Source organism: Novosphingobium sp. (assembly GCF_041905565.1).
Classification (GTDB): Bacteria; Pseudomonadota; Alphaproteobacteria; order Sphingomonadales; family Sphingomonadaceae; genus Novosphingobium.
Window position 1 is genome coordinate 278,524 of the sequence record NZ_JAYRKX010000002.1, and the last position, 25,559, is coordinate 304,082.

Genomic DNA, 25,559 nt, shown 5'->3' on the forward strand with positions numbered 1-25,559 from the left:
AGTTCAGGCCACGAATGCGGCCGGGTCGCGGGTTTTGACGAGGCGAATGAACTCGTTCAGCTCGTTGATGGCGGCATCGATGTCGGCGCGCTGCTGTTGCAGGCGTTCCACCTTGTCCATGCAGCGCTGGACGGTCACCCGGCGCTGTTCGGCGCGGCCATCGCCCAAATCGTAGAGATCGATCATCTCCTTGATCTCGGTCAGGCTGAAACCGACGTTCTTGGCGCGCATGATCCAGGCGAGCCTGGCCCGGTCGCGCTTCGAATAGACCCGGGTCAGGCCGACGCGGGCCGGGGCGATCAGCCCTTCGTCCTCATAGAAGCGGAGCGCGCGCGCCGTGCAATCGAACTCCGCCGTCAGGTCGGAGATGGTGAACTGTTCGCGCTGCAGCGCGTCTGGACGATCGAGATGCGCGCCATCGTGCGACGCCGGAGTTCCGCCAAAGTGATCCATGCCGGCGTTAATAGCTTACCTTTACGTAAGCGTCAATCAGCGATCCGGTGCAGCCCCTCGCCGTCAAGCCGCCGGTAAAAGCAACTGACCGCCCCGGTGTGACAGGCTGGCCCCTCGGGCCGCACCAACAGCACCAGCGCATCCTGATCGCAATCCACCCGGATTTCCTGAACACGCAGGAAATGCCCCGAGGTTTCACCCTTCAGCCACAAGGCGCCGCGACTGCGCGACCAGAACGTTGCCAACCCGGTGTCGCGCGTGCGCTGCAAAGCCTCGGCATTCATGTAGGCGACCATCAGCACCTCGCGGCTATCCGCATCGCAGGCCACCGCGGTCACCAGACCATTGCCGTCAAACCTGGGCAGAAAGTCACTGCCCTGCTCTCTCTCGTGGGTGTCGCTACCAGCCATAGGCGCCCTTTGTTGCAGGATAACCACATGTGTCGACCAAAATCTGCCTGGATGCGGCTTCCCGCTTCCAATTCAGGCGCGATTCGCTGATTGAACACTTGCGGTTAAGCGCCGCCCACCAGTCCGCAAGGCCCTGGTTCAGGGACAGCCCGCAACGACCGGGCGACCGCATGAGGGATTGAACGAGGCGTTCAAGGGGGAACGCCGAACTGCTTCACGGCAGCGTTCTGAGAGTTTCGTCACGAGGACGCCCGGAGCTTCGGTTCCGGGCGTTTTCGTTAGTCTGGCCGCCTTCCGCTAAAGCGCCTCGTCGAGCACGCGGGCAAAGCAGGCGATCATCACGCTGGCCGCCCCCGCCCGTTTCAGCGCCGCCACGCAGGCATCCGAAGTCGCCCCGCTGGTCAACACGTCATCGACCAGCACGATCTTTGCCCCGTGCAAGGCCGCCTGCCGCCTGGGATTGGCCGCGATCGCCCCGGACAGTGCCCGGGCGCGCGCCTTGCGCCCCAATCCGCCCAGCGGCGGGGTGCGTTTGTGGCGGACCAGTCCATCGACCAGCAGCGTCGCGCCGCGCGCCTGCGCCACTTGGCGCGCAAGCAAGGCCGACTGGTTGTAGCCGCGCTGCCAGATCCGCCAGCGGTGCAGCGGCACCGGCACCACCAGCCAATCCGGGCCAACCTCGGCCGGCAGGCGCGCCACGATCAATCGCGCCAGCATCGGCGCCAGGGCGATGCGCTGGCCGTGCTTGAACGCCAGCACCAGCTTGCGCGATTCGGCGGTGTAGAGCGTACCGGCGGCGATCCCGTCGTGCCGGGGCGGATTGGCCAGGCACGGCGCACAGATCGCGCCGTCCGGCACGCCCAGGTCAAACGGACGCTGGCACTTTGCGCAGGCCGGAGCACCAGGAATGCGCAGCTCGCCCCAGCATTCGGGACAGAGCCCGCTCTGTTCGACCAGCGCCTCACCGCACAGCGGGCAGCGCGGCGGAAACACCAGGTCGACGATCGGGGCCAGGGCGGCGGGAACCTGCATCAGGCCCGCACTATCGCTTGCGCCCCGCCCCGGCGCAAGGCAGGGCGCGGGAATGAGCCAAGCCGCCGCTCCGCCGCAGATCTTCTCGCCCGCCCGCCGTCTGGCCGCGCGCCGCCGCGCGCTGCACCTGCAACGCGGCCCCGATGCCGCGCGCTATCTGATCGACGACATGGTCGAGGACGTGATCGAACGGCTGGGCTTCCTGCGCCACACGCCGCAGCAGGCGCTGGTGATCGGCGACTGGACCGGCACGCTCGCCCCGCAATTGCGCGCGATGGGTGCAGCGGTAACCGAAGCGGATCCGGCAGACGGATTTGCCGAGGAACTGCCCTATCCCACCAGCGGCTTTGACCTGATCGCCAGCCTGGGCACGCTCGACACGGTCAACGACCTGCCTGGCGCGCTGATCCACATTCGCAAGGCGCTGGCGCCGGGTGGGCTGGCCATCGTGTGCGTGCCGAGCGCTGGATCGCTGGCGGGTCTTCGCGCAGCGATGCTTGCGGCGGATGGCGACCGCCCTGCCCCGCGCATGCACCCGATGATCGACGTGCGCGCCGGGGCACAGCTGCTCCAGCGCGCGGGCTGGAGCAATCCGGTGGCGGACAGCCGCCACGTGGATGTGCGTTTTTCCACCCTGGCCCGGCTGGTCGAGGACCTGCGCGCGCAGGGCCTTGGCAACGTGCTGGCCCGCCCCGGTCCGCCGCTGACCCGCGCCGCACTGGCGCGGGCCGAGGCGGCGTTCGGGACACGCCGGGTCGAGCGGTTCGAGCTGCTGACGCTGAGCGGCTGGCGCGCCTAGCGCAGCGCCGCCTGCGCTGCCGCCAGACGGGCGATCGGCACGCGGAACGGCGAGGCACTGACATAGTCCAGCCCGACCTTTTCGCAGAACGCGATCGAGGCCGGATCGCCGCCGTGTTCGCCGCAGATCCCCAGCTTGATGTCCGGACGGGTCGTCCGGCCACGCTCTGCCGCAAGGCTGACCAGCTGGCCGACCCCATCGACATCCAGGCTGACGAACGGATCGCGCGCGAAGATGCCCTGTTCCACATAGGCGTTCAGGAACTTGGCCGAATCGTCGCGGCTCAGCCCCAGGGTGGTCTGCGTCAGGTCGTTGGTGCCGAAGCTGAAGAATTCGCCCACTTCGGCAATCTCGCCCGCCATCAGCGCGGCGCGCGGCAGCTCGATCATGGTGCCGACATGGTAGTGCAGCGTGCGGCCCTTTTCGGCGAACACGGCCTGCGCGGCGCGGTCGACCACGCCCTTGAGGATTTCCAGTTCCCGGCGGGTGGCAACCAGCGGGATCATCACTTCGGGCACCGGCGCTTCACCGCTGGCGGCGGCAACATCGCACGCCGCTTCGAAGATCGCGCGGGCCTGCATCTCGTAGATTTCCGGGAAAGTGATCCCCAGGCGGCAGCCGCGGTGGCCCAGCATCGGGTTGAACTCGTACAGTTCGCCCGCGCGGCGCTTCAGCGTGTCCACCCCGATCCCGATCATGTCCGACAGCTCGGCGAATTCGGCATCGCTGTGCGGCAGGAATTCATGCAGCGGCGGATCGAGCAGGCGGATGGTGACCGGCAGGCCGGCCATCACTGCGAAGATCGCGTGGAAATCGGCGCGCTGTTCGGGCAGCAGCTTGGCGAGCGCGGCGCGGCGGCCCGCCTCGTCCTCGGCCAGGATCATCTGGCGCACCGCGGCGATGCGCTTGTCGTCGAAGAACATGTGCTCGGTGCGGCACAGCCCGATGCCTTCCGCGCCAAACTGGCGCGCGGTGCGGCAGTCGGCCGGGGTTTCGGCATTGGTGCGCACCTTCATCCGGCGGTGCCGGTCGGCCCAGTCCATCAGCACGCCGAAATCGCCAACCAGCTCGGGCTCGATCGTGCGGACTTCGCCGGCCATGACATCACCGGTGGTGCCGTCCAGCGTGATGATATCGCCTTCCTTGAGCTCGCGGTTGCCGATCCGCAGGGTCCGGTTCGCCATGTCGATCGACAGGCCCGCCGCGCCAGACACGCAGGGGCGGCCCATGCCGCGCGCCACCACGGCGGCGTGGCTGGTCATCCCGCCGCGCGCGGTCAGGATGCCCTTGGCGGCGTGCATGCCGTGAATGTCTTCGGGGCTGGTTTCGACGCGGACCAAGATCACCGCCTCGCCGCGTTCGGCATGGCTTTGCGCGGTGTCGGCATCCAGCACGATCGCGCCGCTGGCCGCGCCGGGCGAAGCCGGCAGGCCCTTGGCCAGAATGTCGCGCGGGGCATCGGGATCGAGCGTGGGGTGCAGCAGCTGGTCCAGCGCCATCGGATCGACCCGCAGGATCGCGGTCTTTTCATCGATCAGCCCTTCGCCGACCATGTCGACCGCCATTTTGAGCGCGGCCTTGGCGGTGCGCTTGCCGGTGCGGGTCTGGAGCATCCACAGCTTACCGCGTTCCACCGTGAATTCGATGTCCTGCATTTCGCGGTAGTGCTGTTCCAGCAGCTCGAACACGGCGGCCAGCTCGGCGTAGGCTTCCGGCATCGCCTCTTCCATGCTCAGCGGCTTGGCCCCGGCACGTTCACGCGAATACTTCGTGAGATATTGCGGGGTGCGGATCCCCGCGACCACGTCCTCGCCCTGGGCGTTGATCAGCCATTCGCCGTAATAGGCCTTCTCGCCGGTCGCCGGATCGCGGGTGAAGGCAACGCCCGTGGCGCTGGTTTCGCCCATGTTGCCGAACACCATCGCCTGGACGTTGACCGCCGTGCCCCAATCGCCCGGAATGTCGTTCAGCCGGCGATAGACCTTCGCGCGGTCGGAATCCCAGCTGTCGAACACGGCGCGGATCGCGCCCCACAGCTGTTCCTGCGGGTCCTGCGGGAACGGACGGCCCAGCTTGTCCTGGACGATTCCTTCGTATTCCTTGACGATCTTCTGCCAGTCTTCCGCCTGCATTTCGACGTCGGCATAATAGCCCGCGTCTTCCTTGGCGATTTCCAGCGCGTCCTCGAACAGGTGATGGTCCAGCCCCAGCACGACGTCGGAATACATGTGGATGAAGCGGCGGTAGCTGTCCCAGGCGAAGCGCGCATCGCCGGACGAGGCGGCCAGCCCCTGCACCGTCTGGTCGTTAAGCCCAAGGTTGAGGACCGTGTCCATCATCCCCGGCATCGACACCCGCGCGCCCGAGCGGACCGAGACCAGCAGCGGATCGGCCGGATCGCCGAACTGCTTGCCGACCGAACGTTCGATATGGGCCAGCGCTTCGGCCACTTCGGCCTTGAGGCTGTCCGAAAAGTCGCCGCCTTCAGCCAGGTAGCGCACGCATTCTTCGGTGGTGATGGTGAAGCCCGGCGGCACCGGCAGGCCGATCCCGGCCATTTCCGCAAGGTTCGCGCCCTTGCCGCCCACCACCGTCTTGTCCTTCGCCCGCGGGTCCGCATGGGTTACGCCGCCGCCGAATGTGAATACGTATGAAGTCATGGAAAACCGCCATTTCCAGAAACCGGCGAATCGCTGCCGGTGTCCTTTCGCCCCTAACGATGGCAGGCGGTGAAGTCAGCCAAATTGTGCATCGCAGCACGCAGGGCGACTTGTTTCAGGGGCAACACAGCGCAGCCCCCGGAGCAAATCCGGGGGACCAGCGCCGTGCCCTGCCGTAAGGTCAGCCTTCGATGCGCGAGAAGTCGGCCACCTGGTGAACCGCGCTGCGCAGCCGTTCCAGCAGACCAAGCCGTGCGGCGCGCTTGACCGGATCGGCATCGTTGACCGTGACGGCTTCGAAGAACGCGTCAATCGGCGCGCGCAGCGTGGCCAGCGCGGCCATCGCGGCGGTGAAGTCCTCCGCCTCGACCGCCGCCGCCGCACGCGGGGCGGCGGCATCGAGCGCGGCGATCAGCGCGGCTTCCGCCGGTTCGGGCGCGGTGTTGGTCGCACCGGGCTCGAACTCTTCCTTCTTGAGGATGTTCGCGGCGCGCTTGTAACCAGCCAGCAGGTTCGCCCCGTCCTCGGTGCCAATGAACGCCTGAAGTGCATGGACCCGCGCGAGCAGCCGCACCAGATCATCCTCGCCGCCGAGCGCGAACACGGCGTCGATCAGGTCGTGGCGAACGCCCGCTTCGCGCTGCTGGACTTTGAGGCGGTCAGCAAAGAAGGACAGCACGTCGCCCTCGCCAATACCCAGGCGCAGGGCATTACTCGTAACCAGCTGGATGATACCCAGCGCGGCGCGGCGCAGCGCGAAGGGATCCTTCGATCCGGTCGGCTTTTCATCAATGCCGAAGAAGCTGCGGATCGTATCCAGCTTGTCCGCCAGCGCCACGGCGACCGTCACCGACGCAGTCGGGACATCATCGCCTTGCCCGACCGGCTTGTAGTGATCGCGGATCGCATCGGCCACGGCATCGCTCAGCCCTTCGGCGCGGGCGTAGTAGCCGCCCATCAGGCCCTGCAGTTCGGGGAATTCGCCAACCATTTCGGTGACGAGATCGGCCTTGCACAGCTCTGCCGCCTGCCGCGCCAGCGCGGGATCGCAGTTCGGGACAATGCCTTCGCTCGCCAGCCATTCGGCCAGCTTCGCCATGCGCTGCACCTTGTCGGCGACGGTGCCGAGCTTTTCGTGGAAGGTGATCCGCTCCAGCTTCTTCGCCTGTTCGGACAGCGGCACCTTGCGGTCCTGTTCCCAGAAGAACCGAGCGTCGGAAAGGCGCGCAGCGAGGACCTTGCGGTTGCCGGCGACAATCGCCGCGCCGCCATCGCTGGCAACGATGTTGGCGGTGCAGACGAAGGCATTCGCCAGCTTGCCGCCCGCTTCGCAGACGAAATACTTCTGGTTGGTCCGCGCGGTCAGCTGGATCACTTCGGGCGGGACATCGAGGTACGCCTCGTCGAACCGGCCGAGCAGCGGCACCGGCCATTCGGTCAGGCCTGCATTCTCGATCACCAGCCCCTCGTCCTCGACCAGGGTCAGCCCTTCGGCTTCGGCAGCAGCCTTGGCCTTGGCGCGGATCAGGTCCTGGCGTTCGGCATGATCGACGATGACATGGGCGAGACGCAGCTTTTCGGCATAGTCATGCGCGCCGCCGATGGTCAGTTCGCCCGGCGCGTGGAAGCGGTGGCCGCGCGTGGCATAGCCCGAGCGGATTCCGCCCACTTCGCATTCGACCAGGTCTTCGCCCAGGATCGCGACGATGCCCGAAAGCGGGCGGACCCAGCGCAGGCTTTCGGTGCTGAGCGAGGCTGCGCCCCAGCGCTGCGACTTGGGCCAGGGGAAGGCGCGGACGATCGCCGGGATCGCCTCGGCCAGCACGTCGCGGGTGGCGCGGCCGGGCTTTTCGGTGATCGCGAACAGCACGCCGTCACGCTCGGTCAGCTGATCGGCGGTCAGGCCGTTCTTGCGCAGGAACCCTTCGAGCGCCTGCGGCGGCGCGCCGACGCGCGGGCCCTTCACTTCTTCCGACACCGCCTCGGTCGCGGCGGGTAGGCCGCGCGCGATCAGCGCCAGGCGGCGCGGGGTGGACCAGACCGTGACTTCGCCCAGTGCCAGGCCGGCATCAGCCATCGCCTTGCGGAACAGCTTTTCCAGGTCGGCGCGCGCACCGGCCTGCATCCGCGCGGGAATTTCTTCAGAGCGCAGTTCGAGAAGGAAATCGCTCACAGGCTCCACTCCGGATACTTTGCGGCCCATTCGTCCTTGTTCTTTTCGATCCAGGCCTGGCAGCTGCCCTTGGCCAGATCGCGGACGCGGCCGATGTAGCTGGCGCGTTCCTGCACGGAAATCACGCCGCGAGCCTGCAGCAGGTTGAACAGGTGGCTCGCCTCGATCGCCTGGTCATAGGCTGCCAGCGGCACCTGCGCGTCGATGCAGCGCATGCATTCTGCTTCGGCCTTGGCGAAGCCATCGAACAGGCTGGCGGTATCGGCCACTTCGAAGTTGTACTTCGAATGCTCCTGCTCGTTCTTCAGGAACACGTCGCCATAGGTCACGCCATGGTTGTTGAAGGCCAGGTCATAGACCCGGTCCTTGCCCTGGATGTACATCGCCAGGCGTTCGAGGCCATAGGTGATCTCGCCCGCGACCGGCTTGCAATCGAACCCGCCGACCTGCTGGAAATAGGTGAACTGGGTCACTTCCATCCCGTCGCACCACACTTCCCAGCCCAGGCCCCAGGCGCCCAGCGTGGGGCTTTCCCAGTCATCCTCGACAAAGCGGATGTCGTGCGCCAGCGGATCGACCCCAATCGCCGCGAGCGACTGCAGGTAAAGTTCCTGCAGATTGTCCGGATTGGGCTTCAGGATCACCTGGTATTGGTAATAGTGCTGCAGCCGGTTGGGGTTTTCGCCATAACGCCCGTCGGTCGGCCGGCGGCTCGGCTGGACATAGGCGGCCTTCCACGGTTCCGGACCCAGCGCGCGCAGGGTGGTGGCCGGGTGGAATGTGCCCGCCCCCATGCGCATGTCGTAGGGTTGCAGGATCAGGCAGCCCTGCGTGCTCCAGAAGGCATGGAGCCGCAGGATCATGTCCTGAAAGGACAGGGGCGTGGCAGTTTCGCTCATGGTCCGGGCCTTTGGCGCAGGCCGGGAGGGCGGTCAATATCCGCTTTCATTCATCGACGCGCAGGGCGGTTGAGCTATAGGAGTCGCATGACCGCACTGCTTCGCACGATTGCCGCGCCGCTGGCGCTTGCCCTGACCTTGCTGGCCGGGCCGGGAGCGGCGCAGCAAGCACTGCCCGCGCCGCAGTCGGTGCAGGTCCAGCCCGATGCCGGCCCGGCCCGCCCCGCGCTGTGGAAGGTCGCGGACGAGGACACCACGATCTACCTGTTCGGCACGATCCACCTGCTGCCCCGCGGGATCGACTGGTTTGATGGCACGATTGCCAGCGCCTTTGCCCAATCGCGCGAGCTGGTGACTGAGATTCCCGAGGTGTCGCCCGATGCGCAGCAAGCCGTGGTGCTGCGCCGCGCCATGCTGCCCAAGGGGCAAAAGCTGCGCGCCCTGCTGACCGCGCCGGAACGCGCGAAGTTCGATGCGACGATGCAGCAGTTCGGCCTGCCGGTGACCGCTTTCGACAAGTTCAAGCCGTGGTATGCCGCCGTCGTGCTGGCGACCCTGCCCCTGCAGCAAAAGGGATACGACCTCGACAGCGGGGTCGAAGCGCAGCTGGCGGAGCGGAGCAAGCAGCAGGGCGCGCCGCGCAGCGGGCTGGAAACGCTGGACTATCAGTTGTCGCTGTTCGACGGTTTCCCGCGCAAGGTCCAGAAGGCCTACCTGATGGAAGTGATCGCCGCCCTGCCGGACCTCGACGAGGACGTGGGCGAGATGGTCGGCGCCTGGCAGCGCGGCGATGCGGCCAAGCTGGCCGAACTGATGAACGCCGAGGAAGACGACCCGGCGATGATCCAGGCCCTGCTGACCAACCGCAACAAGGCCTGGGCGCGCTGGATCAAGGCGCGGCTTGACCGGCCCGGCACGGTGTTCGTCGCGGTTGGCGCAGGCCACCTTGGCGGCAAGGACAGCGTGCAGGACCAATTGGCTGCGGCAGGAGTACAGACGGCCCGTGTCCAGTAGCCTGCGCAAAGTCCTGATCGGCGCGGTGCTGGTGCTGCTGGCGGCCTGCCAGCGGCCCGAGCCGGTGCACCCCGCCTTGTGGCAGGTCGATGGCCCCGGCGGGCAGCGCGCCTGGTTGTTCGGGACGATCCACGCCCTGCCGCGCCCGGTCGACTGGCGCTCACCCCGGATCGACGCAGCGCTGGGTCAGGCCGACCGGATCGTGCTGGAAGTGGCGAGCATCGACGATGATCAGGCGACCGCACAGGTCTTTGCCCGGCTAGCCGCCGCCCCCCAGGCCGCACCGCTGCGCGACCGGGTGCCACCAAAAGCCCGCGCCGACTATGCCCGCTATGTCGAGAAATATGGCGCCAGGGAGGACGACCTGCGCGGTCAGGACACCTGGGCCGCAGCACTGGTGCTGGCGCAGCTGGCGCAGGCCGATCTTGGCAGCGACAGCGCCAACGGCGTGGACCGCGCAGTCAAGGCCGCCGCAGAAGGCCGGCCGGTGGAGGAATTCGAAGGCGCGGATGCCCAATTGCGCATCTTTGACGCCCTGCCCGAGACGGAACAGCGCGACCTGCTGGCCATGGTGGTGCAGCAGGGCAGCGATCCGCGCGCGGAAGCCCAGCGCCTTGAACAAGCATGGGCCAAAGGCGATGTTGCCGCACTGACCCGCGAAACGCAGGGCGGCCTGTTGGCCGATCCAGAACTGCGCGCCGCGCTGCTGGTCGGGCGCAATCGGGCCTGGACCGCCCGGCTCGAAACGATGTTGCGGCAGGGGCAGCGCCCCTTCGTGGCGGTGGGCGCGGCACATCTTGCCGGGCCAGACGGGTTGCCCGCGATGCTGGCCGCGCGGGGCTACCGCGTCTCGCGGGTGCAATAAAGTTGCATTTCCGCGCCGTTGCCGCTAACGGCCCGCGCTTCCGCTTCATGGTCATCCCTGGAGGCGTGGCGCGGAAGATGACTGAAACATTCGTTATTCGAAAGGCAATGCTATGAGCGATACGCTGCACCTGCCGGCCGAGACGCGCGATCGGGCAGGCAAGGGAGCCTCCCGTGCCCTGCGTCGCGATGGCCGCGTCCCCGCCGTTATTTATGGTGGCAATGAAGAGCCCCTCGCCATCCACGTCGAGGAAAAGCTGCTGCGCAAGCAGCTTGGCACCGGCCACTTCCTGAACTCGATCGTCGAGATCGAAGTTGGCGGCAAGACCGTGCGCACGCTCCCCAAGGACGTCGCCTTCCACCCCGTCACCGATCGCCCGCTCCACGCGGACTTCCTGCGCCTGTCGGCCAACGCGACCGTGCACGTCGAAGTGCCGGTGGTGTTCGTCAACGAAGCTGCCTCGCCGGGCCTGAAGCGCGGCGGTGTGCTCAACATCGTGCGTCACGAGCTGGAACTGGTCTGCGAAGCGGACAAGATCCCCGATGACATCCAGATCGACGTCACCGGCCTCGAAGTCGGCGCCTCGATCCACATCAGCCACGTCAAGCTGCCGGCTGGCGCGAAGAGCGCGATTACCGATCGCGACTTCACCATCGCCACCATCGTTGCCCCCTCGGGCCTGCGCAGCGAAGAAGGCGACAACAGCAAGACCGAAGCGTAAGCTTTGGCTGGTTGACCGGGGCAGCCCTGCTGTCCCATCACAGGCCGGGCCGCAGCGATGCGGCCCGGCTTTGTCTTGGAGGGTAGTGCGTGCAGCTCTGGGTCGGCCTTGGCAATCCGGGTCCACAATATGCGATGCACCGGCACAACGTCGGCTTCATGGTGCTCGACACCCTGGCCGAGGTCTACAATTTCGGCCCGGTCCAGAAGAAGTTCCAGGGCTGGTTGCAGGAAGGCCGGATCGGCGGCGACAAGGTCCTGCTGCTCAAGCCCGCGACCTACATGAACGAAAGCGGCCGCGCCGTGGGCGAAGCGCTGCGCTTCTACAAGCTGGGCACCGACGCGCTGACCGTGTTTCACGACGAACTGGACCTCGCCCCGTTCAAGGTCAAGGTAAAGCGCGGCGGCGGCACCGCCGGGCACAACGGACTGCGTTCGATCGACCAGCACCTTGGCCCCGATTTCCGCCGGGTGCGGCTCGGCATCGGCCATCCCGGCCACAAGGACCGGGTAACCGGTCACGTGCTGGGCAATTTCGCCAAGTCGGAAATGGACCCGCTGGCCGACATGCTGGGCGCGATCAGTGCCGAAGCGGATTGGCTGGCCAAGGACGACGACGCCCGCTTCATGAGCGACGTGGCGCTGCGCCAGCAGGACTAGCGCGCAGGCGGCATCGCCTGCCGCAGCAGCGCCAATTCGGTATCTCCCGGCATGTCCCGATCAAGCCGGTCGAGTAGCGGGGCCAGTTCAACCCAGCGCTGCAGCCGTGCCAGTGCATGTGCCCGGCCCGCCAGCGCAGCGAGGTTATCGGGGTGCCGGGCCAGCGCCCGGTCAAAATAGCCGAGCGCCAGCTCGACCTGCCCCCGGGCGAGCGCAATCTCTCCGCCCATCTGCAACGGCATGAGCGCCGAGCCATCCGCGCGTTCGGCGCGCTGCTGCCATTGCCCGGCCCGGTCAAGGTGCCCGCGGATCAGTTCCAGCTGGGCATAGTCAGCATAGACAGCTGCGTTGCCGCCCGCCTTCACCGCCAGGTCAAGCTGACGCGCCGCGCCGGGCAGGTCCTGCAGTTGCAGCAAGGCCGTTGCCTTCAGCCGTTCAGCCTCGACCGAACGATCGTCCCTCAGCATGGTCAGAACCCGCCGCGAATCGCGCTGCATCAGCGCGGCATTGGCGGCCTGGTAGTCTGGCGCCACCGGCTCTGCCCGGCAACCGGCAAGGGCGATCAGCAGCAAGGGCAGGATCCAGCGCATGCCCCAGGCTATTCCATCGCAGCCTGCCTGGCGAGAGCCATGTGGCGCTACAGGCTTCTGAATTAACCGTATTTTCTGTCGGGCTGCTTTACAACCAACCACACTGTCCAGGCCCGTTAACCACTATCACGCCCGGAAACGCACATCTGGCACGGCTATTGCGTTGAAAAGCGTCAACCTTGTTATTCGCAAAGGGGGTAAACACCATGAAGCGCACTCTGATCCTGCTCACCGCCCTCGCCGGTGCCACCGCTGTCTCGGCTCCGGCTTCGGCTCAGCTGTTCCACACGCACTATTGCCACTGCGGCCACTCGCAGGGCGGCTCAAAGTGCGGCAGCACCACCACCTCGGGCGGTACCACCACCACTTCGGGCGGTACCACGACCACTTCGGGCGGCACCACTACCACTTCGGGCGGCACCACGACGACAACTTCGGGTGGCACCACCACAACCTCGGGCGGCACCACCACAACCTCGGGCGGCACTTCGGTTCCCGAACCGGGCATGCTCGGCCTGCTGGGCATGGGCCTGATCGGCCTGGGCATCGCCCGCAGCCGCCGCCGCCGCGCCTGATAGCGCCAGTCTTTCCGGTCCCGAAAGATTGAAAGGCCGTCGCCGGGTCAACCGGCGGCGGCCTTTGCCTTGGCCAGCTGGGCGCGGTACTGCGGGTTGTCCGGCCGCGCATCGGCCGCCGCCTGCAAGTGCTGCCGCGCCGCCGCCAGATCCAGCCCGGCGCGCAGGCGCACCACTCCGGCGGCATAGCGCAGTTCCGGGTTCTGCGGATCGAGCGCCAGCGCCTTGTCCGCGCTGGCCAGGGCCAGGGTGGGCTGGCCCGCCTGGCTGGCCGCCATCGCCAGGCGGCGCAGCAGTTCGGCATCGGCGCCGCTGTCTGCTGCAAGCTGCTGGTAAAGCTGCAGCGCCTTCGCACTGTCACCACGCGCATCGGCGGCAATCGCGCCCTGCAAAACCGCCTGCTGCTGCCTGAATGCGGGCGATTGCACCCGCGCCTGCAATGCGCCGGCCTCCTCCGCGCCCGCCGCCTGCCCGGCCTTGACCGCCAGTTCGATCTCGCGCAGCTGGACGAACAGCCCTTGCGCCAGTGGGCGCAGCGTTTCCCAGGCCGATACCGCATCGCCGGTGGCCAGTTGGCTCTCGCCCAGCATCATCCGGGCATAGCGGTTCTGCGGCTGGACCAGCAGCGCCTGGGCAAACTGGGCGCGCGCCTGCTCGGGATGGCCCAGGCGCAGCAGCGCTTCGGCATAGGTCATGCCCTCGCCCGAGGCCGGATCAAGCTCGTCCTCACGCCGTTGCAGCATGTCGCGGATCTTTTCCCACTTGCCCTGCTGCGAATAGACCGAGAGCAAGGCTTGCTGCACGCCCGCATCGCCGGGGGCAATCGCCGCCGCGCCCTCGGCCAGCCTCGCTGCTTCGGGCACCTTGCCGGCCATGTCGAGCAGGTTGGCATGGGCCAGCAGCGGCTCGAACCGGAAGGGAAAGAGCTGCGCGGCGCGGGCGTAATACTTTTCCGCCAGGTCCTGCCGGGCATAGGCCTCGGACAGCGCCCCGCCCAGCATCAGCACTTCCAGCGCCTCGGCCCGGCTGCGCCGCAAGGCTTCGAACTGGGAGCTCGCCGTGGCCAGATCGCCGGACTGGATCAGGTAGCGGGTGTAATCGCAGGCCAGGCGAAAGTTCGATCCCGCCCGGTTGCCCGCCAGGAAGGCCGCCTGCGCCGCCGCGCTGTCCTCGAGCGCCAGATGTGCTGCCGCGCGGATCCGCCAGGCGTCCACCGCGCCATCGTTGCCCAGCAGTTCCAGCGCCTTGTCGGGCTTGCCCCGCAGCAGTGCGGCCTCGGCCTCGATCCGGGCGAGTTCAGGTCCTGACAGGCCGATGGCGCGCAGCCGCTCGGCCCCGCCCTGCGCGCCGTCGCCATCGCCCAGCAGCAATTGCGTCTGGACCAGCAGGAGCAGCATCTCGCGGTTGCGCGGATCGGCCTTGAGCGCCTGGCCCAGCTCGGTCCGCGCGGTCTGGTAGTCGGACTTCCCAAAAGCCTCGAGGGCCAGCGCGAAATGCTCCTCCGGGCTGGTCCCGCAGGCGGCCAGCAACACGGCGCCGGCAAGCGGCAAGGCAAGACGGACAAGGCGCTTCATCGCCCGCCTGCTTAGCGCCAAGGGCTGAAATTTCGGTGAAAGCGCCGCGCAACTGGCCAAACACCCCCGCCCCCGCTATGGGCCGCCGCAAAGCTTATTACCGGAGTGACACATGGGTTTCCGTTGCGGGATCGTTGGCCTGCCCAACGTCGGCAAATCGACGCTGTTCAATGCGCTGACCGAGACGCAGGCGGCGCAGGCTGCCAACTATCCGTTCTGCACGATCGAGCCGAACGTCGGCAACGTCGGCGTGCCCGATCCGCGCCTCGATCAGCTGGCCGCGATTGCCGGCAGCCAGAAGATCATCCCGACCCAGCTGGGCTTTGTCGACATTGCCGGGCTGGTGCGCGGCGCCAGCAAGGGCGAAGGGCTGGGCAACCAGTTCCTCGGCAACATCCGCGAGGTTGATGCCATCGTCCACGTGCTGCGCTGTTTCGAGAACGACGACATCCAGCACGTCGACAACAAAGTCGATCCGGTATCCGACGCTGAAACGGTCGAGACCGAGCTGATGCTGTCGGACCTGGAAAGCCTGGAAAAGCGCGTCCCCGCCGCCCAGAAGAAGGCGGCGCAGGGCGACAAGGACGCCAAGCTGCTGGTCTCGGTGCTCCAGCCCGCGCTCGACCTGCTGCGCGACGGCAAGCCCGCCCGTCTTGCCCGGCCAGGCGACGAAGAGGAATTGCGCGTCTTCAATCAGGCCCAGCTGCTTACCGCGAAACCGGTGCTCTACGTCTGCAACGTCGATGAAGACAGCGCAGCCAAGGGCAATGCATTTTCCGAACAGGTCTTCGCCAAGGCCAAGGCCGAAGGCGCCGAGGCGGTGATCGTTTCCGCCGCGATCGAAAGCGAGCTGGTCGGAATGGACGCCGAAGACCGGATCGTCTTCCTGGAAGAGATGGGCCTGCACGAAACCGGCCTCGCCCGCGTGATCCGCGCGGGGTACGAGCTGCTGCACCTCATCACCTTCTTCACGGTCGGACCCAAGGAAGCCCGCGCCTGGACCGTGCACAAGGGCGCCAAGGCCCCCGAAGCCGCCGGCGAAATCCATTCGGACATGCAGCGCGGCTTCATCCGCGCCGAAACCATTGCCTTTGACGATTACGTCACGCTGGGCGGGGAAACGGCGTGCAAGGATGCCGGCAAGCTGCGCCAGGAAGGCAAGGAATACGTGGTGCACGACGGCGACGTGATGCACTTCAAATTCAACGTCTGAGCGCCTAGATAGCGCGGATGCTGCGCCGCCTGCTCCTAGTTTTGCTGATTGCCTGCCTGGCCGTGCCGGCGGCGGCGATGCCGCTGCTGCACCCGGAAGGTCCGGAGCAGCGCGTCGCGGCGCCGTCATGCCACGAAGCGCCGGTGCACCAGCAGCACCAGCCAGCCAAGCAGATGGCCAAGAGCCACGATTGCATCGGCTGCGCGGCCAGTTGGCCGGTGCTGCCCGCCACGGCGGCGCGCGCCGAACTGCGCGGCGAGCTGCCCCGCCCCGCGCTGGCCCGCGTGCTGGGCGATTCCGGCGCCCTGCCCGAAGTGCCCCCGCCCCGCGCCTGATTGCCTTCGCCCGCGTCGTAACTCGACGCGCCAGCTGAACCGCAATCAGGACAAGATCATGAAGACAAAGTTTTTTCCGGCGCTGTGCGGCGCCGCGTTGACGGCCGTTCCGGCCATGGCCCAGGACCATTCCGGGCACGACATGACCCACATGGACCACGGCGCCATGGACCATTCCGGCCACGATATGGCCCAGTCCGAGCAGCCCGCCGAAGGATCGGGCACCGCGCGCCTGCCCGCGAACGAAGGCGGGATGCACGGCCTGCACCTGGCAAAGGGCGACTGGATGGTCATGGCCCACGGCTATGTCTCGGGCCAATATACCGACCACGGCGGGCCGCGCGGCGATGACAAGGCCTATGCCACCTCGATGGCCATGCTCAGCGCCCAGCGCGATACCGGCTGGGGGCGGATCCAGCTGAAGTCGATGCTCAGCCTCGAACCGACGATGGACGCGGCGGGCTATCCCAACCTGTTCGCGACCGGCGAGACGGCGGGCGGCCTACCCTTGGTCGACCGCCAGCACCCGCACGACCTGTTCATGGAACTGGCGGCGCGGATCGACATCGATGCGGGACCGGGCAAGCTGTTGCTCTATGGCGGCCCGGTCGGCGAACCGGCGCTGGGGCCCAGTGCCTTCATGCACCGGGGCTCAGCCGCCTATAATCCCGAACCGCCGATCACCCACCACTGGTTCGATTCGACTCACATCACCTACGGCGTGGTCACGGCGGGCTATGCCACCCGGACCTGGCAGCTGGAGGCGAGCGCGTTTCGCGGGGCCGAACCGGACGAGCGGCGCTGGAACATCGAGACGCCCAAGCTCGACAGCTGGTCGGTCCGCGCCACGCTGACCCCCAGCCCGAGCTGGGCCCTGCAGGCCAGTTACGGCGAGATCAAGCAGCCCGAAGCGACCCACCCCGGCGAGGACGAGCATCGCTTCACCGCCTCGGCGCACTATGCCGATGGCCGGGGCCTGACCGCGATGGCCGCCTACAGCGCGAAAAAGCGCGTGCCGGGCGACACGCTCAGCGCCTGGCTGGGCGAAGTGAACTGGAACATGGACAAGGCCAATTCGGTGTTCGCCCGGGTCGAGAACGTCAACAACGACGAATTGTTCCCCGATCACCACGATCCGCTGCACGACGTGGCCTTCCGCGTCACCAAGTTCCAGCTTGGCTATGCCCGGCGCATTCCCATCGGGCCGTTCGAACTGGCGCTGGGCGCCAGCGGCAATGCCTATGCCAAGCCGGCGGCGCTTGACGCGGCCTATGGCAAGTCGCCAATGGGTTATACGCTGTTTGCAAAGCTGGCATTGGGGCACTGAGGAATGAGCGAAGGGCTGGTCTATTTCGAGGATCTGGAAGTCGGGCTGGCCGCCAGTTTCGGGCGCTACGAGGTAACGCGCGAGGAAGTTCTCGCCTTTGCCGCCAGCTATGACCCCCAGCCCTTCCACCTCTCTGACGAAGCCGCCGCGCAGACCCATTTCGGGCGGATTTCCGCCAGCGGCTGGCACACCTGCGCCATGACCATGCGGATGCTGGTGGACAACATCACCGAACGCAAGCAGGCCGGCCTCGGCTCGCCGGGGCTCGACGAATTGCGCTGGCACCGTCCGGTCTATCCCGGCGACGTGCTGCGGGTGGAATCCGAGCTGCTCAGCAAGAAGCAAAGCCAGTCGCGCCCCGAAATGGGCAGCTTCCAGTCCGCCGTCCGCGTCTACAACCAGGACAACGTGATGGTGATGAGCATGAAGTCGATCGGCCTGATCCGGGTGCGCGGGGACTAGGCGCTACTTCCGCCCGAACAGCTTTTCGATGTCGGCGTGGGCCAGCTTGACCCAGGTCGGGCGGCCGTGGTTGCACTGACCCGAGCGCGGGGTCACTTCCATTTCGCGCAGCAAGGCGTTCATTTCCGCGACGGACAGGATGCGGCCGGCGCGGACCGAGCCGTGGCAGGCCATGGTGGCCAGCACGTGGTCGAGCCGTTCGCCCAGCAGCAGCGCGTCGCCGTTGCGAGCCAGGTCATCGGCAATGTCGCGAACCAGCGCCTGGACATCGCCCTTGCCCAGCACCGATGGCACGGCGCGGACCAGCAACGCGGTCGGGCCGAAGCGTTCCAGCGCCAGGCCAAATTCGGCCAGCTTGGCCGCGGCGCCTTCCACCCGGTCGGCATCCGGCTCGTCCAGTTCGACCACTTCGGGCAGCAGCAGGGCCTGGCTGGCCGCGACGGTGCCTTGCGCACCCGCCGCCTTGAGCCGTTCGAGCACAAGCCGTTCGTGCGCGGCGTGCTGGTCAACCAGGACCAGTCCGTCCTCGGCCTCGGCGACGATATAGGTTCCGCCAACCTGCCCGCGCGCCACGCCCAGCGGGTGCTGCGCGGCGGGGGCCGGTTCATCCTGCGCCACCTCGGCCCGGGCCGCGGGCGGAGGCATGACCGCCTGCTCTTGCCCGCGCCACACCTGCCCGGCATCACGCAGGCTATTGGAATTGGGCGCATATTCGCGCGCAAACAGCGATGACAGGGCGGGCGCCGGCTCAGGCATCCGGGTGATCGGTTCGGCCTGCCAATTGGCCATGGCGGGGGCCGTCGGCGCCTGCGCGCTGCGCTGCCCGGCGCTGTCGAGCGCATGGCGCAGGCCCGAGACGATGAAGCCGCGCACGAAGGCCGGATCGCGAAACCGCACTTCGGTCTTGGCGGGGTGGACGTTGACGTCCACTTCCTCGGGCGGGATGTCGAGGAACAGGGCCAGCACCGCGTGGCGATCGCGCGCCAGCATGTCGGCATAGGCGCCGCGCACCGCCCCGACCAGCAGCCGGTCCTTCACCGGGCGGCCGTTGACGAACAGGTACTGGTGATCGGCCACGCCGCGATTGAAGGTGGGCAGGCCGGCCACCCCGGTCAGCCGCGCGGGGCCGCGTTCCAGTTCGATCACCACGCCGTCTTCCGCCAGCTCACGCGCGACCAGCTGGGCCACGCGGCTGGCCAGCGCTTCGTCCGGCTGAACGGCCAGCACCCGGCGGCCATCGTGTTCCAGCACGAAGCCCACTTCAGGCCGGGCCATGGCGAGCCGCCGCACCACGTCGAGGCAGGCGGCATATTCGCTGCGCGCGCTGCGCAGGAACTTGCGCCGGGCGGGCACCTTGCCGAACAGGTCTTCCACCCGGATGCGGGTTCCCGGCGGCAGGGCGGCTGGCCCTTCGGCCACTACCGTGCCGTGATCAACGACCCGCCGCCAGCCTTCCGCCGCGCCGCGCACCCGGCTTTCCACGGTCAGCCGCGCGACGCTGGCGATCGAGGGCAGTGCTTCGCCCCGGAAACCCAGCGTGGCGACCAGTTCGATATGATCATCCGGCAGCTTGGACGTGGCGTGGCGTTCCAGCGCCAGAGCCATGTCGGCGGCAGTCATGCCGCAACCGTCGTCGGTCACCTCGATCCCGTCGAGCCCGCCGCTGGTAAGCCTGACCGCAACCTGCCGTGCACCGGCATCGAGCGCGTTTTCCACCAGTTCCTTGAGCGCCGAGGCAGGCCGTTCGACCACCTCACCAGCGGCGATGCGGTTGACCAGGTTCTCGGGCAGGCGGCGGATCGTGGGCACGGATTTGTCCTAGCGACGAGGCGGGAGAAATTCGAGATCAGGCGCGGCGAAATGCCCCGGAATTCGCACTATTTTTTGGCCTTTAGAAACGCCTTGCGCTAATGGGTCGCCTCCCATGGTCAACACCCGGCTTGCGGGCGCGGTAAATTGCGCGCTAAAAGGCTGAAAATCATACGGAATTTTCAATGGCTTCGTTCCTGTCGCGATTCTTCAAATTCGGCTCCCAGAACATGGCGATCGACCTGGGGACAGCCAACACGCTGGTCTATGTTCAGGACCGCGGAATCGTGCTCAACGAGCCCTCCGTCGTGGCGATCGAAACGATCAACGGGGTGAAGCGCGTCAAGGCCGTGGGCGACGACGCGAAGATGATGATGGGCAAGACCCCGGACAGCATCGAAGCCATCCGTCCGCTGCGCGACGGGGTGATCGCCGACATCGAAATCGCCGAAGAAATGATCAAGCATTTCATCCGCAAGGTGAACGGCAAGCGCACCAGCATGTTCTCGCCGCCGGAAATCGTGATCTGCGTGCCTTCGGGCAGCACCTCGGTTGAACGCCGCGCGATTCGCGATGCGGCCAGCAACGCCGGGGCCAGCCAGGTCTATCTGATCCTCGAACCGATGGCCGCCGCGATCGGCGCCGACATGCCGGTAACCGAACCGGTCGGCTCGATGGTGGTCGACATCGGCGGCGGCACCACGGAAGTTGCGGTGCTGTCGCTGCGCGGCCTCGCCTATACCACCTCGGTCCGCGTCGGCGGTGACAAGATGGACGAAGCGATCGTGTCCTACGTGCGCCGCCATCACAACCTGCTGATCGGTGAAGCTACTGCCGAACGGATCAAGAAGGACTACGGCGTGGCCACCGTCCCGCTCGACGGGATCGGCGAAACCATCCAGATCAAGGGCCGCGACCTCGTTAACGGCGTGCCCAAGGAAATCGCCATCACCCAGGCCAACATCGCGGAAGCGCTGTCCGAGCCCATCGGCGCGATTGTCGAAGGCGTGCGCATCGCGCTGGAAAACACTGCCCCGGAATTGGCCGCCGACATCGTCGACCAAGGCATCGTGCTGACCGGCGGCGGCGCGCTGATCCAGGGTCTGGACGATTACCTGCGCGAGGAAACTGGCCTGCCGGTAAGCATCGCCGAAGATCCGCTGTCCTGCGTCGCGCTCGGCACTGGCCGGGCGATGGAGGATCCGATCTATCGCGGCGTGTTGATGACCGCCTGAATGCAGCGGCCTGGCACCACCAGCGCCGGGCGCAAGGAGTAAGGCCGGCATGGCGCCGCCAGCAAACCGGCGACCCACCTATTCCCGGCGGGCGCAATACGGCAATTTCCTGGGCTATGTCGCTGCCTTCGCGGGCCTGATCGCGGGGGTGTTGCTGCTGGTCGTCTCGCTTGGCGACAGCTCGGCCTTTGCCGGGGCGCGCAGCGTGGCGAGCGATGCCGTGGCCCCGGTTGGCCAGGTCGCAGCCAAGGGCCGCACCGAAAGTCACGGGTTTGTCGAAACGGTGGTCGGCTTCTTCACTTTCGGCAGCCGGGCCGCGCGGATGGAGCGCGAATTGGCCATGGCCCGGGTCGCGCTGGCCGAAGCGGAGGCGATGCGCAACGAGAACCGCCAGTTGCGCGAGTTGCTGAAGCTGGCCCAGACCGACCCGCAAAGCGTGGCCGTGTCCCGCCTGATCGGCTCGACCGGATCGAGCACCCGCCGTTTCGCTACGCTGGGCGCGGGCCGCGACCAGGGTGTGCAGCCGGGCATGCCGGTGCGTTCGCCGACCGGCCTGGTGGGTCGCGTTCTGGAAGTGGGCAAAAGCAGCGCCCGTGTGCTTCTGATCACCGACAGCGAAAGCATCATTCCGGTCCGCCGCGCCAGTGATGGCGTTCCGGCGACGGCAGTTGGCCGGGCCGATGGCACCATCCAGCTCAGGCTGATCACCCAGGGGTTCAACCCGCTCAAGGTCGGCGATGCCTTCGTCACCTCGGGCTCGGGCGGACTGTTCTGGCCGGACACCGCCTTTGCCGTGGTTTCATCGCTGACCGCCGATGGCGCGATCGCCCGCCCGCTGAGCGATCCGGGCAGCGCCGAATTCGTCGAAGTGCAGTCAATCTGGGTTGAAGCCAGCCAGGCGATTGCCGGTGCGCAGGCCGCAGCCGCCCCGAAAGCGCCGCCGGCAGGGGGCCGCTGATGCCGCTGACGCTGCCCGCGGCCTGGCGCGATCTTGGCAAGCGGCGGATCAACCGCGCTCCTTCACCGCTGCTGGCGCGCTCTGTGCCGTGGCTGGTGGTGATGCTGGGCAGCCTGTGCCCGCTACTGCCGCTGATTGCATCAGCCCCGGTCGTGCCGCCGTTTGGCTTCTTGTTCCTGATTGCCTGGCTGCAATTGCGGCCAGGCCTGTTCCCGGTCTGGGCTGGCCTGCCGCTGGGGCTGTTCGACGACCTGTTCAGCGGTCAGCCGTTCGGTTCGGCCGTGCTGCTCTGGTCAGTCGCGGTGATCGTGGTCGATTTCATCGAGACCCGGTTTCCCTGGCGCGGCTTCGCCCAGGACTGGCTGCTGGCGGCGGCGGCCTTCGCGGCCTGCCTGCTCGGTGGACTGGGGTTGGCCAACCTGGCCGGCGGCAGCAGCCCGGTCGCCAGCATCGTGCCGCAATTGATCGTCTCGATCTTTGCATACCCGCTGGCCGCGCGGCTGGTGGGCGCGCTGGACCAGTTCCGCCTGATCCCGATCCGCGAGCTGTGATGCTGGGCGAACAGAAGCACGTCAGCTCCGGCACGCTGCAGAACAGCTTCGACCGGCGCAGCGTGGTGATCGGCGGGCTGCAAGCCTCGGTCGGGATCCTGCTGGCGGTGCGGCAGGGCTGGATCGGACTGGTTCAGAACGAAAAGTACAAGATGGCGTCGGAAAGCAATCGCGTGAACCTCACGCTGATTCCGCCCCGGCGCGGCGCGATCCTTGATCGCAACAATGCTCCGATCGCCACCAATCGCGCCGATCTGCGGATCGACCTCGTCCCGGAACGGCTGGTCGACAAGGAGCGGACCATTGCAGAGCTGGGCGAGCTACTCAGCCTTGATGAAGTGGCACTTCAGGACCTGCGCGACAAGCTCGACAAGGCACGCGGCTTCCAGTCGGTCGAAGCAGCCTCGGGGCTGCGTGACGATGTCTACAACCGCGTGCTTGTGCGCCTGCCCGACATGCCGGGCGTGGTTGCCCACCTGGGCTATTCGCGCTGGTACCCCACCGGACCTTCGGTGGCGCACCTGGTCGGCTATGTCGGCCCGGCATCGGCCAAGGACTATGAAAAGGAAAAGAACCCGCTGCTGATCACGCCGGGGTTCAAGATCGGCAAGGACGGGCTGGAGAAGCATTTCGAGGCTACCCTGCGCGGCGTACCGGGCGCGCGCCGCGCCGAAGTGACCGCCAACGGCAAGGTGGTGCGCGATCTCGACATGCGCGACGAGATCCCGGGCAAGCCGCTCAAGTTGACGATCAATGCCCCGCTGCAGGACTATGCGGCGCGGCGCATCGGCCTGGAATCGGCGGCGGTGGTGGTGATGGATTGCCAGAATGGGCAAATCCTTGCCCTCACTTCGATGCCAGCCTTCGATCCCAACGAATTCGTTGGCGGGATCGGCCGCCTGCAATGGAAGATGCTCAACGAGGACGATCACATCCCCTTGTTGAACAAGGCGCTGCGTGGGCTCTACCCGCCAGGCTCGACGATGAAGCCGATGGCCAGCCTGGCGCTGCTCACCCATGGCGTCGATCCTGACGAGCGCGTTTCCTGTCCCGGCGGCTACCGGCTGGGCAATCGCTTTTTCCGCTGCGATGCCGTGCACGGTTCAGTCGACATGCGCACCGCGATCGAGAAGAGCTGCAACACCTATTTCTGGGCGATGGCGCACCGCGTCGGCTATGACGCAATTGCGCCGGTCGCCAAGCAGCTGGGGCTGGGCCAGGAGTTCGACCTGCCTGGCACCGCACAGCGCTATGGCACCATTCCCGATGCAGCCTGGAAGATGCGCCGTTACAAGCAGGAATGGAGCGCGGCGGATTCGCTGAACGCCTCGATCGGCCAGGGCTATGTCTCGGTTTCGCCGCTGCAACTGGCGGTGATGACCTCGCGCATCGCTTCGGGCCGCAACGTCCAGCCTTCGCTGATCTTCGGCCAGGACAAGCCACTTGGCCCTGCCCTGCCCTTCACGCCCGAACAACTCGCCGTGGCGCACGACGGGATGTTCAGGGTGGTCAACGGATCCGGCACCGCCGGGGCGAGCCGGCTGCCGCTGGACGGCATCCAGATGGCCGGCAAGACCGGCACCGCCCAGGTCCGCGCACTGGTGGCACGAGGCCACTTCGGCGACTGGAAATCGCGCGATCACTCGCTGTTCGTCTGCTATGCCCCCGCCGCTGCGCCGCGTTACGCCATTTCGGTGGTGGTCGAACATGGCACCTTCGGCGCCCGCGCCGCCGCCCCCATCGCCCGCGATGTGATGACCTTCCTGTTCGACCCGGCGAAGGCGATGGCCACCCTGAGCGAGCTGGAAAAGACCTGGGGCGGCACCCCGACCGAGCGGATGAACGCCAAGTACCGGGCCTTCGTCTCCCGCTATGGCACCAGCGCCCCCAGGGTCGGCGACGACGAGGCCGTGGCAAAGACAATGGATGCTGCCGAGAACACGCAGCCACCCGGTGACGGGGCCAGTAACGAGACCGGGCCGACCCGTCCCGAGGAGCCTCCGGCCCAGGCCGCCCCAGAGGCCGAGCCAGCCCCCACGCCCAGCCCGGCTGCGCCGACGGGCGCCCCGCCCGCCCCCGGAGCCGCGCCATGAGCCGCCGCATCGTTCCAGAAGCCATCGCCCGTGAACCCTGGCATGTCATCCTGCCGCTGTTCGCGCTCAACACTTTCGGCTCGGTCGTGCTGCATTCGGCAGCCGGCGGCCACATGCAGCCCTGGGCGCTACTGCACGAAATCCACTTCGCCGTGTTTCTGGTGATGGCGCTGATCATTTCCCGCCTGCCGCGCGAGTTGTTCCGGCGGCTGGCCTTTCCCGGCTACATCGTGCTGGTCGTGCTGCTGCTGATCGTCGAGGTCGCGGGCAAGGTCAGCGGCGGGTCGCAACGCTGGCTCAACCTGGGCTTCATGCAGTTGCAGCCATCGGAACTGATGAAGCCCGGGATCATCCTGATCCTGGCCCATTTCTATGACAATCTGCCGCCAACCATGACCCGGCACTGGCGCTCGCTCGTGTCGGCAGGAGCGCTGGTTGGCGTACCGGCGCTGCTGGTCATGTTGCAGCCGGACCTGGGCACGGGCCTGGCGATCTGCGCCGGGGCGGCTGTGGTGATCTTCCTGGCCGGTCCGCCGCTGTGGTGGTTTATCAGCGCCGGAGCAGCCGCGGCGGCAATTGCCCCGATCGCCTTCTTCACGCTGCTGCACGATTACCAGCGCAAGCGCGTGCTGACCTTCCTCGATCCCGAAAGCGACCCGCTGGGGACCGGCTATCATATCACCCAGTCGAAGATCGCAATCGGTTCAGGCGGCTTCTTCGGCAAGGGCTTCGGCAACGGCAGCCAGAGCCATCTCGACTACCTGCCCGAAGCGCACACCGACTTCGCCTTTGCCACCATGGCCGAGGAATGGGGTCTGCTGGGCGGACTGTTCGTCCTGGCGGTGTTCATGTGGTTGTTCCGCTGGGGCCTTCAGGTCGCGCGCCGGGCGCCGGACCGCTTCTCGATGCTGCTGGCGGCCGGCATGACCTTCACCATCTTCTTCTACATGGCGATCAACATGATGATGGTCATGGGCCTGGCCCCGGTGGTCGGCATTCCACTGCCTTTCATCAGCCACGGCGGCTCGGCGCTGATGACCAACATGATCTGCGTGGGCGTGATCATGGCCGTGGATCGCTGGAGCAAACGGGGCAGCAGCCTGGGCCTCTAAAAAAAATTCAAAAACCCCCTTCCCTCTCCAGATTCTGCCG

General features: G+C 67.1%; 24 protein-coding genes. 15 read left to right on the forward strand and 9 right to left on the reverse strand.

Annotation, left to right across the window (positions count from 1 at the left end):
* Positions 1–3: 3 nt before the first annotated feature.
* The 3 genes from ACE3N9_RS03205 to ACE3N9_RS03215 all read right to left on the reverse strand — a co-directional run bounded on the left by ACE3N9_RS03205 (position 4) and on the right by ACE3N9_RS03215 (position 1,895).
* Positions 4–453, reverse strand: a complete 450-nt coding sequence (locus ACE3N9_RS03205) for a MerR family DNA-binding transcriptional regulator (protein ID WP_374280798.1) — start codon at positions 451–453, stop codon at positions 4–6.
* Between the two features lie 32 nt (positions 454–485).
* Entirely contained in the window at positions 486–863 is a 378-nt protein-coding gene (gene hisI / locus ACE3N9_RS03210) for a phosphoribosyl-AMP cyclohydrolase (RefSeq protein WP_374280800.1), read from the reverse strand.
* A 297-nt stretch (positions 864–1,160) separates the two neighbouring features.
* Positions 1,161–1,895, reverse strand: coding sequence for a ComF family protein (locus ACE3N9_RS03215; RefSeq protein WP_374280802.1), 735 nt, complete (start codon positions 1,893–1,895; stop codon positions 1,161–1,163).
* A 52-nt stretch (positions 1,896–1,947) separates the two neighbouring features.
* Here ACE3N9_RS03215 and ACE3N9_RS03220 point away from each other — a divergent pair, with 52 nt between their 5' ends.
* On the forward strand, positions 1,948–2,694 hold the full coding sequence (locus ACE3N9_RS03220) for a methyltransferase domain-containing protein (protein ID WP_374280804.1): 747 nt from the start codon (positions 1,948–1,950) through the stop codon (positions 2,692–2,694).
* Here the strand turns inward: ACE3N9_RS03220 and ppdK are convergent.
* From ppdK to ACE3N9_RS03235, 3 genes are all read right to left on the reverse strand, one after another.
* Positions 2,691–5,354 (reverse strand): pyruvate, phosphate dikinase, encoded by a 2,664-nt coding sequence (gene ppdK / locus ACE3N9_RS03225; protein WP_374280806.1) that lies wholly within the window; start codon positions 5,352–5,354, stop codon positions 2,691–2,693. The two genes, ACE3N9_RS03220 and ppdK, sit on opposite strands and share 4 nt — an antisense overlap.
* A gap of 181 nt (positions 5,355–5,535) precedes the next feature.
* The gene (gene glyS / locus ACE3N9_RS03230; RefSeq protein ID WP_374280808.1) at positions 5,536–7,527 is read right to left on the reverse strand and encodes a glycine--tRNA ligase subunit beta; all 1,992 of its coding nucleotides are present in this window, start codon (positions 7,525–7,527) and stop codon (positions 5,536–5,538) included.
* Positions 7,524–8,426 carry a glycine--tRNA ligase subunit alpha gene (locus tag ACE3N9_RS03235; protein ID WP_374280809.1) on the reverse strand — a complete coding sequence of 301 codons (903 nt, stop codon included), beginning with the start codon at positions 8,424–8,426 and terminating at the stop codon, positions 7,524–7,526. The genes glyS and ACE3N9_RS03235 overlap by 4 nt, the downstream gene beginning before the upstream one ends.
* An 87-nt stretch (positions 8,427–8,513) precedes the next feature.
* Between ACE3N9_RS03235 and ACE3N9_RS03240 the strand changes: the two genes are divergently transcribed.
* The 4 genes from ACE3N9_RS03240 (at position 8,514) to pth (ending at position 11,685) form a co-directional block, all read left to right on the forward strand.
* Positions 8,514–9,440 carry a TraB/GumN family protein gene (locus ACE3N9_RS03240; protein ID WP_374280811.1) on the forward strand — a complete coding sequence of 309 codons (927 nt, stop codon included), beginning with the start codon at positions 8,514–8,516 and terminating at the stop codon, positions 9,438–9,440.
* Positions 9,430–10,305, forward strand: a complete 876-nt coding sequence (locus ACE3N9_RS03245; protein WP_374280813.1) for a TraB/GumN family protein — start codon at positions 9,430–9,432, stop codon at positions 10,303–10,305. Before ACE3N9_RS03240 ends, ACE3N9_RS03245 begins: the two co-directional genes overlap by 11 nt.
* Before the next feature lie 112 nt (positions 10,306–10,417).
* The gene (locus tag ACE3N9_RS03250; protein ID WP_374280815.1) at positions 10,418–11,026 is read left to right on the forward strand and encodes a 50S ribosomal protein L25/general stress protein Ctc; all 609 of its coding nucleotides are present in this window, start codon (positions 10,418–10,420) and stop codon (positions 11,024–11,026) included.
* Between the two features lie 89 nt (positions 11,027–11,115).
* Positions 11,116–11,685, forward strand: a complete 570-nt coding sequence (gene pth / locus ACE3N9_RS03255; protein WP_374280817.1) for an aminoacyl-tRNA hydrolase — start codon at positions 11,116–11,118, stop codon at positions 11,683–11,685.
* On the opposite strand, the gene ACE3N9_RS03260 is transcribed toward pth, so the two are convergent.
* On the reverse strand, positions 11,682–12,275 hold the full coding sequence (locus ACE3N9_RS03260) for a tetratricopeptide repeat protein (RefSeq protein WP_374280819.1): 594 nt from the start codon (positions 12,273–12,275) through the stop codon (positions 11,682–11,684). The genes pth and ACE3N9_RS03260 overlap by 4 nt on opposite strands.
* 206 nt (positions 12,276–12,481) lie before the next feature.
* On the opposite strand from ACE3N9_RS03260, the gene ACE3N9_RS03265 reads away from it, so the two are divergent.
* Entirely contained in the window at positions 12,482–12,850 is a 369-nt protein-coding gene (locus tag ACE3N9_RS03265) for a PEP-CTERM sorting domain-containing protein (RefSeq protein ID WP_374280821.1), read from the forward strand.
* A 47-nt stretch (positions 12,851–12,897) separates the two neighbouring features.
* On the opposite strand, the gene ACE3N9_RS03270 is transcribed toward ACE3N9_RS03265, so the two are convergent.
* On the reverse strand, positions 12,898–14,424 hold the full coding sequence (locus ACE3N9_RS03270) for a tetratricopeptide repeat protein (RefSeq protein ID WP_374280823.1): 1,527 nt from the start codon (positions 14,422–14,424) through the stop codon (positions 12,898–12,900).
* A 112-nt stretch (positions 14,425–14,536) separates the two neighbouring features.
* Here ACE3N9_RS03270 and ychF point away from each other — a divergent pair, with 112 nt between their 5' ends.
* Genes ychF through ACE3N9_RS03290 form a run of 4 tightly spaced genes read left to right on the forward strand, consistent with a single transcriptional unit; the run spans position 14,537 to position 17,761 of the window.
* Positions 14,537–15,637 carry a redox-regulated ATPase YchF gene (ychF, locus tag ACE3N9_RS03275; RefSeq protein ID WP_374280825.1) on the forward strand — a complete coding sequence of 367 codons (1,101 nt, stop codon included), beginning with the start codon at positions 14,537–14,539 and terminating at the stop codon, positions 15,635–15,637.
* Positions 15,638–15,654: 17 nt separating this feature from the next.
* The gene (locus ACE3N9_RS03280) at positions 15,655–15,972 is read left to right on the forward strand and encodes a hypothetical protein (RefSeq protein WP_374280827.1); all 318 of its coding nucleotides are present in this window, start codon (positions 15,655–15,657) and stop codon (positions 15,970–15,972) included.
* Positions 15,973–16,030: 58 nt separating this feature from the next.
* A complete protein-coding gene (locus ACE3N9_RS03285) occupies positions 16,031–17,299 on the forward strand; it encodes a hypothetical protein (protein ID WP_374280829.1) in 1,269 nt (422 codons plus the stop codon).
* Between the two features lie 15 nt (positions 17,300–17,314).
* The gene (locus ACE3N9_RS03290) at positions 17,315–17,761 is read left to right on the forward strand and encodes a MaoC family dehydratase (RefSeq protein ID WP_374280859.1); all 447 of its coding nucleotides are present in this window, start codon (positions 17,315–17,317) and stop codon (positions 17,759–17,761) included.
* 3 nt (positions 17,762–17,764) lie between these two features.
* Here the strand turns inward: ACE3N9_RS03290 and mutL are convergent, their stop codons facing one another.
* The gene (gene mutL / locus ACE3N9_RS03295) at positions 17,765–19,570 is read right to left on the reverse strand and encodes a DNA mismatch repair endonuclease MutL (RefSeq protein ID WP_374280831.1); all 1,806 of its coding nucleotides are present in this window, start codon (positions 19,568–19,570) and stop codon (positions 17,765–17,767) included.
* Positions 19,571–19,755: 185 nt separating this feature from the next.
* Between mutL and ACE3N9_RS03300 the strand changes: the two genes are divergently transcribed.
* From ACE3N9_RS03300 to rodA, 5 genes are read left to right on the forward strand one after another with little or no spacing between them, the layout of a single operon-like run.
* On the forward strand, positions 19,756–20,805 hold the full coding sequence (locus tag ACE3N9_RS03300) for a rod shape-determining protein (RefSeq protein ID WP_374280833.1): 1,050 nt from the start codon (positions 19,756–19,758) through the stop codon (positions 20,803–20,805).
* 49 nt (positions 20,806–20,854) lie between these two features.
* On the forward strand, positions 20,855–21,763 hold the full coding sequence (gene mreC / locus ACE3N9_RS03305; RefSeq protein ID WP_374280835.1) for a rod shape-determining protein MreC: 909 nt from the start codon (positions 20,855–20,857) through the stop codon (positions 21,761–21,763).
* Entirely contained in the window at positions 21,763–22,314 is a 552-nt protein-coding gene (locus tag ACE3N9_RS03310) for a rod shape-determining protein MreD (protein ID WP_374280837.1), read from the forward strand. Before mreC ends, ACE3N9_RS03310 begins: the two co-directional genes overlap by 1 nt.
* Entirely contained in the window at positions 22,314–24,407 is a 2,094-nt protein-coding gene (gene mrdA / locus ACE3N9_RS03315; RefSeq protein ID WP_374280840.1) for a penicillin-binding protein 2, read from the forward strand. Before ACE3N9_RS03310 ends, mrdA begins: the two co-directional genes overlap by 1 nt.
* Entirely contained in the window at positions 24,404–25,519 is a 1,116-nt protein-coding gene (rodA, locus tag ACE3N9_RS03320; RefSeq protein WP_374280842.1) for a rod shape-determining protein RodA, read from the forward strand. The genes mrdA and rodA overlap by 4 nt, the downstream gene beginning before the upstream one ends.
* The last annotated feature ends 40 nt before the right edge of the window (positions 25,520–25,559 follow it).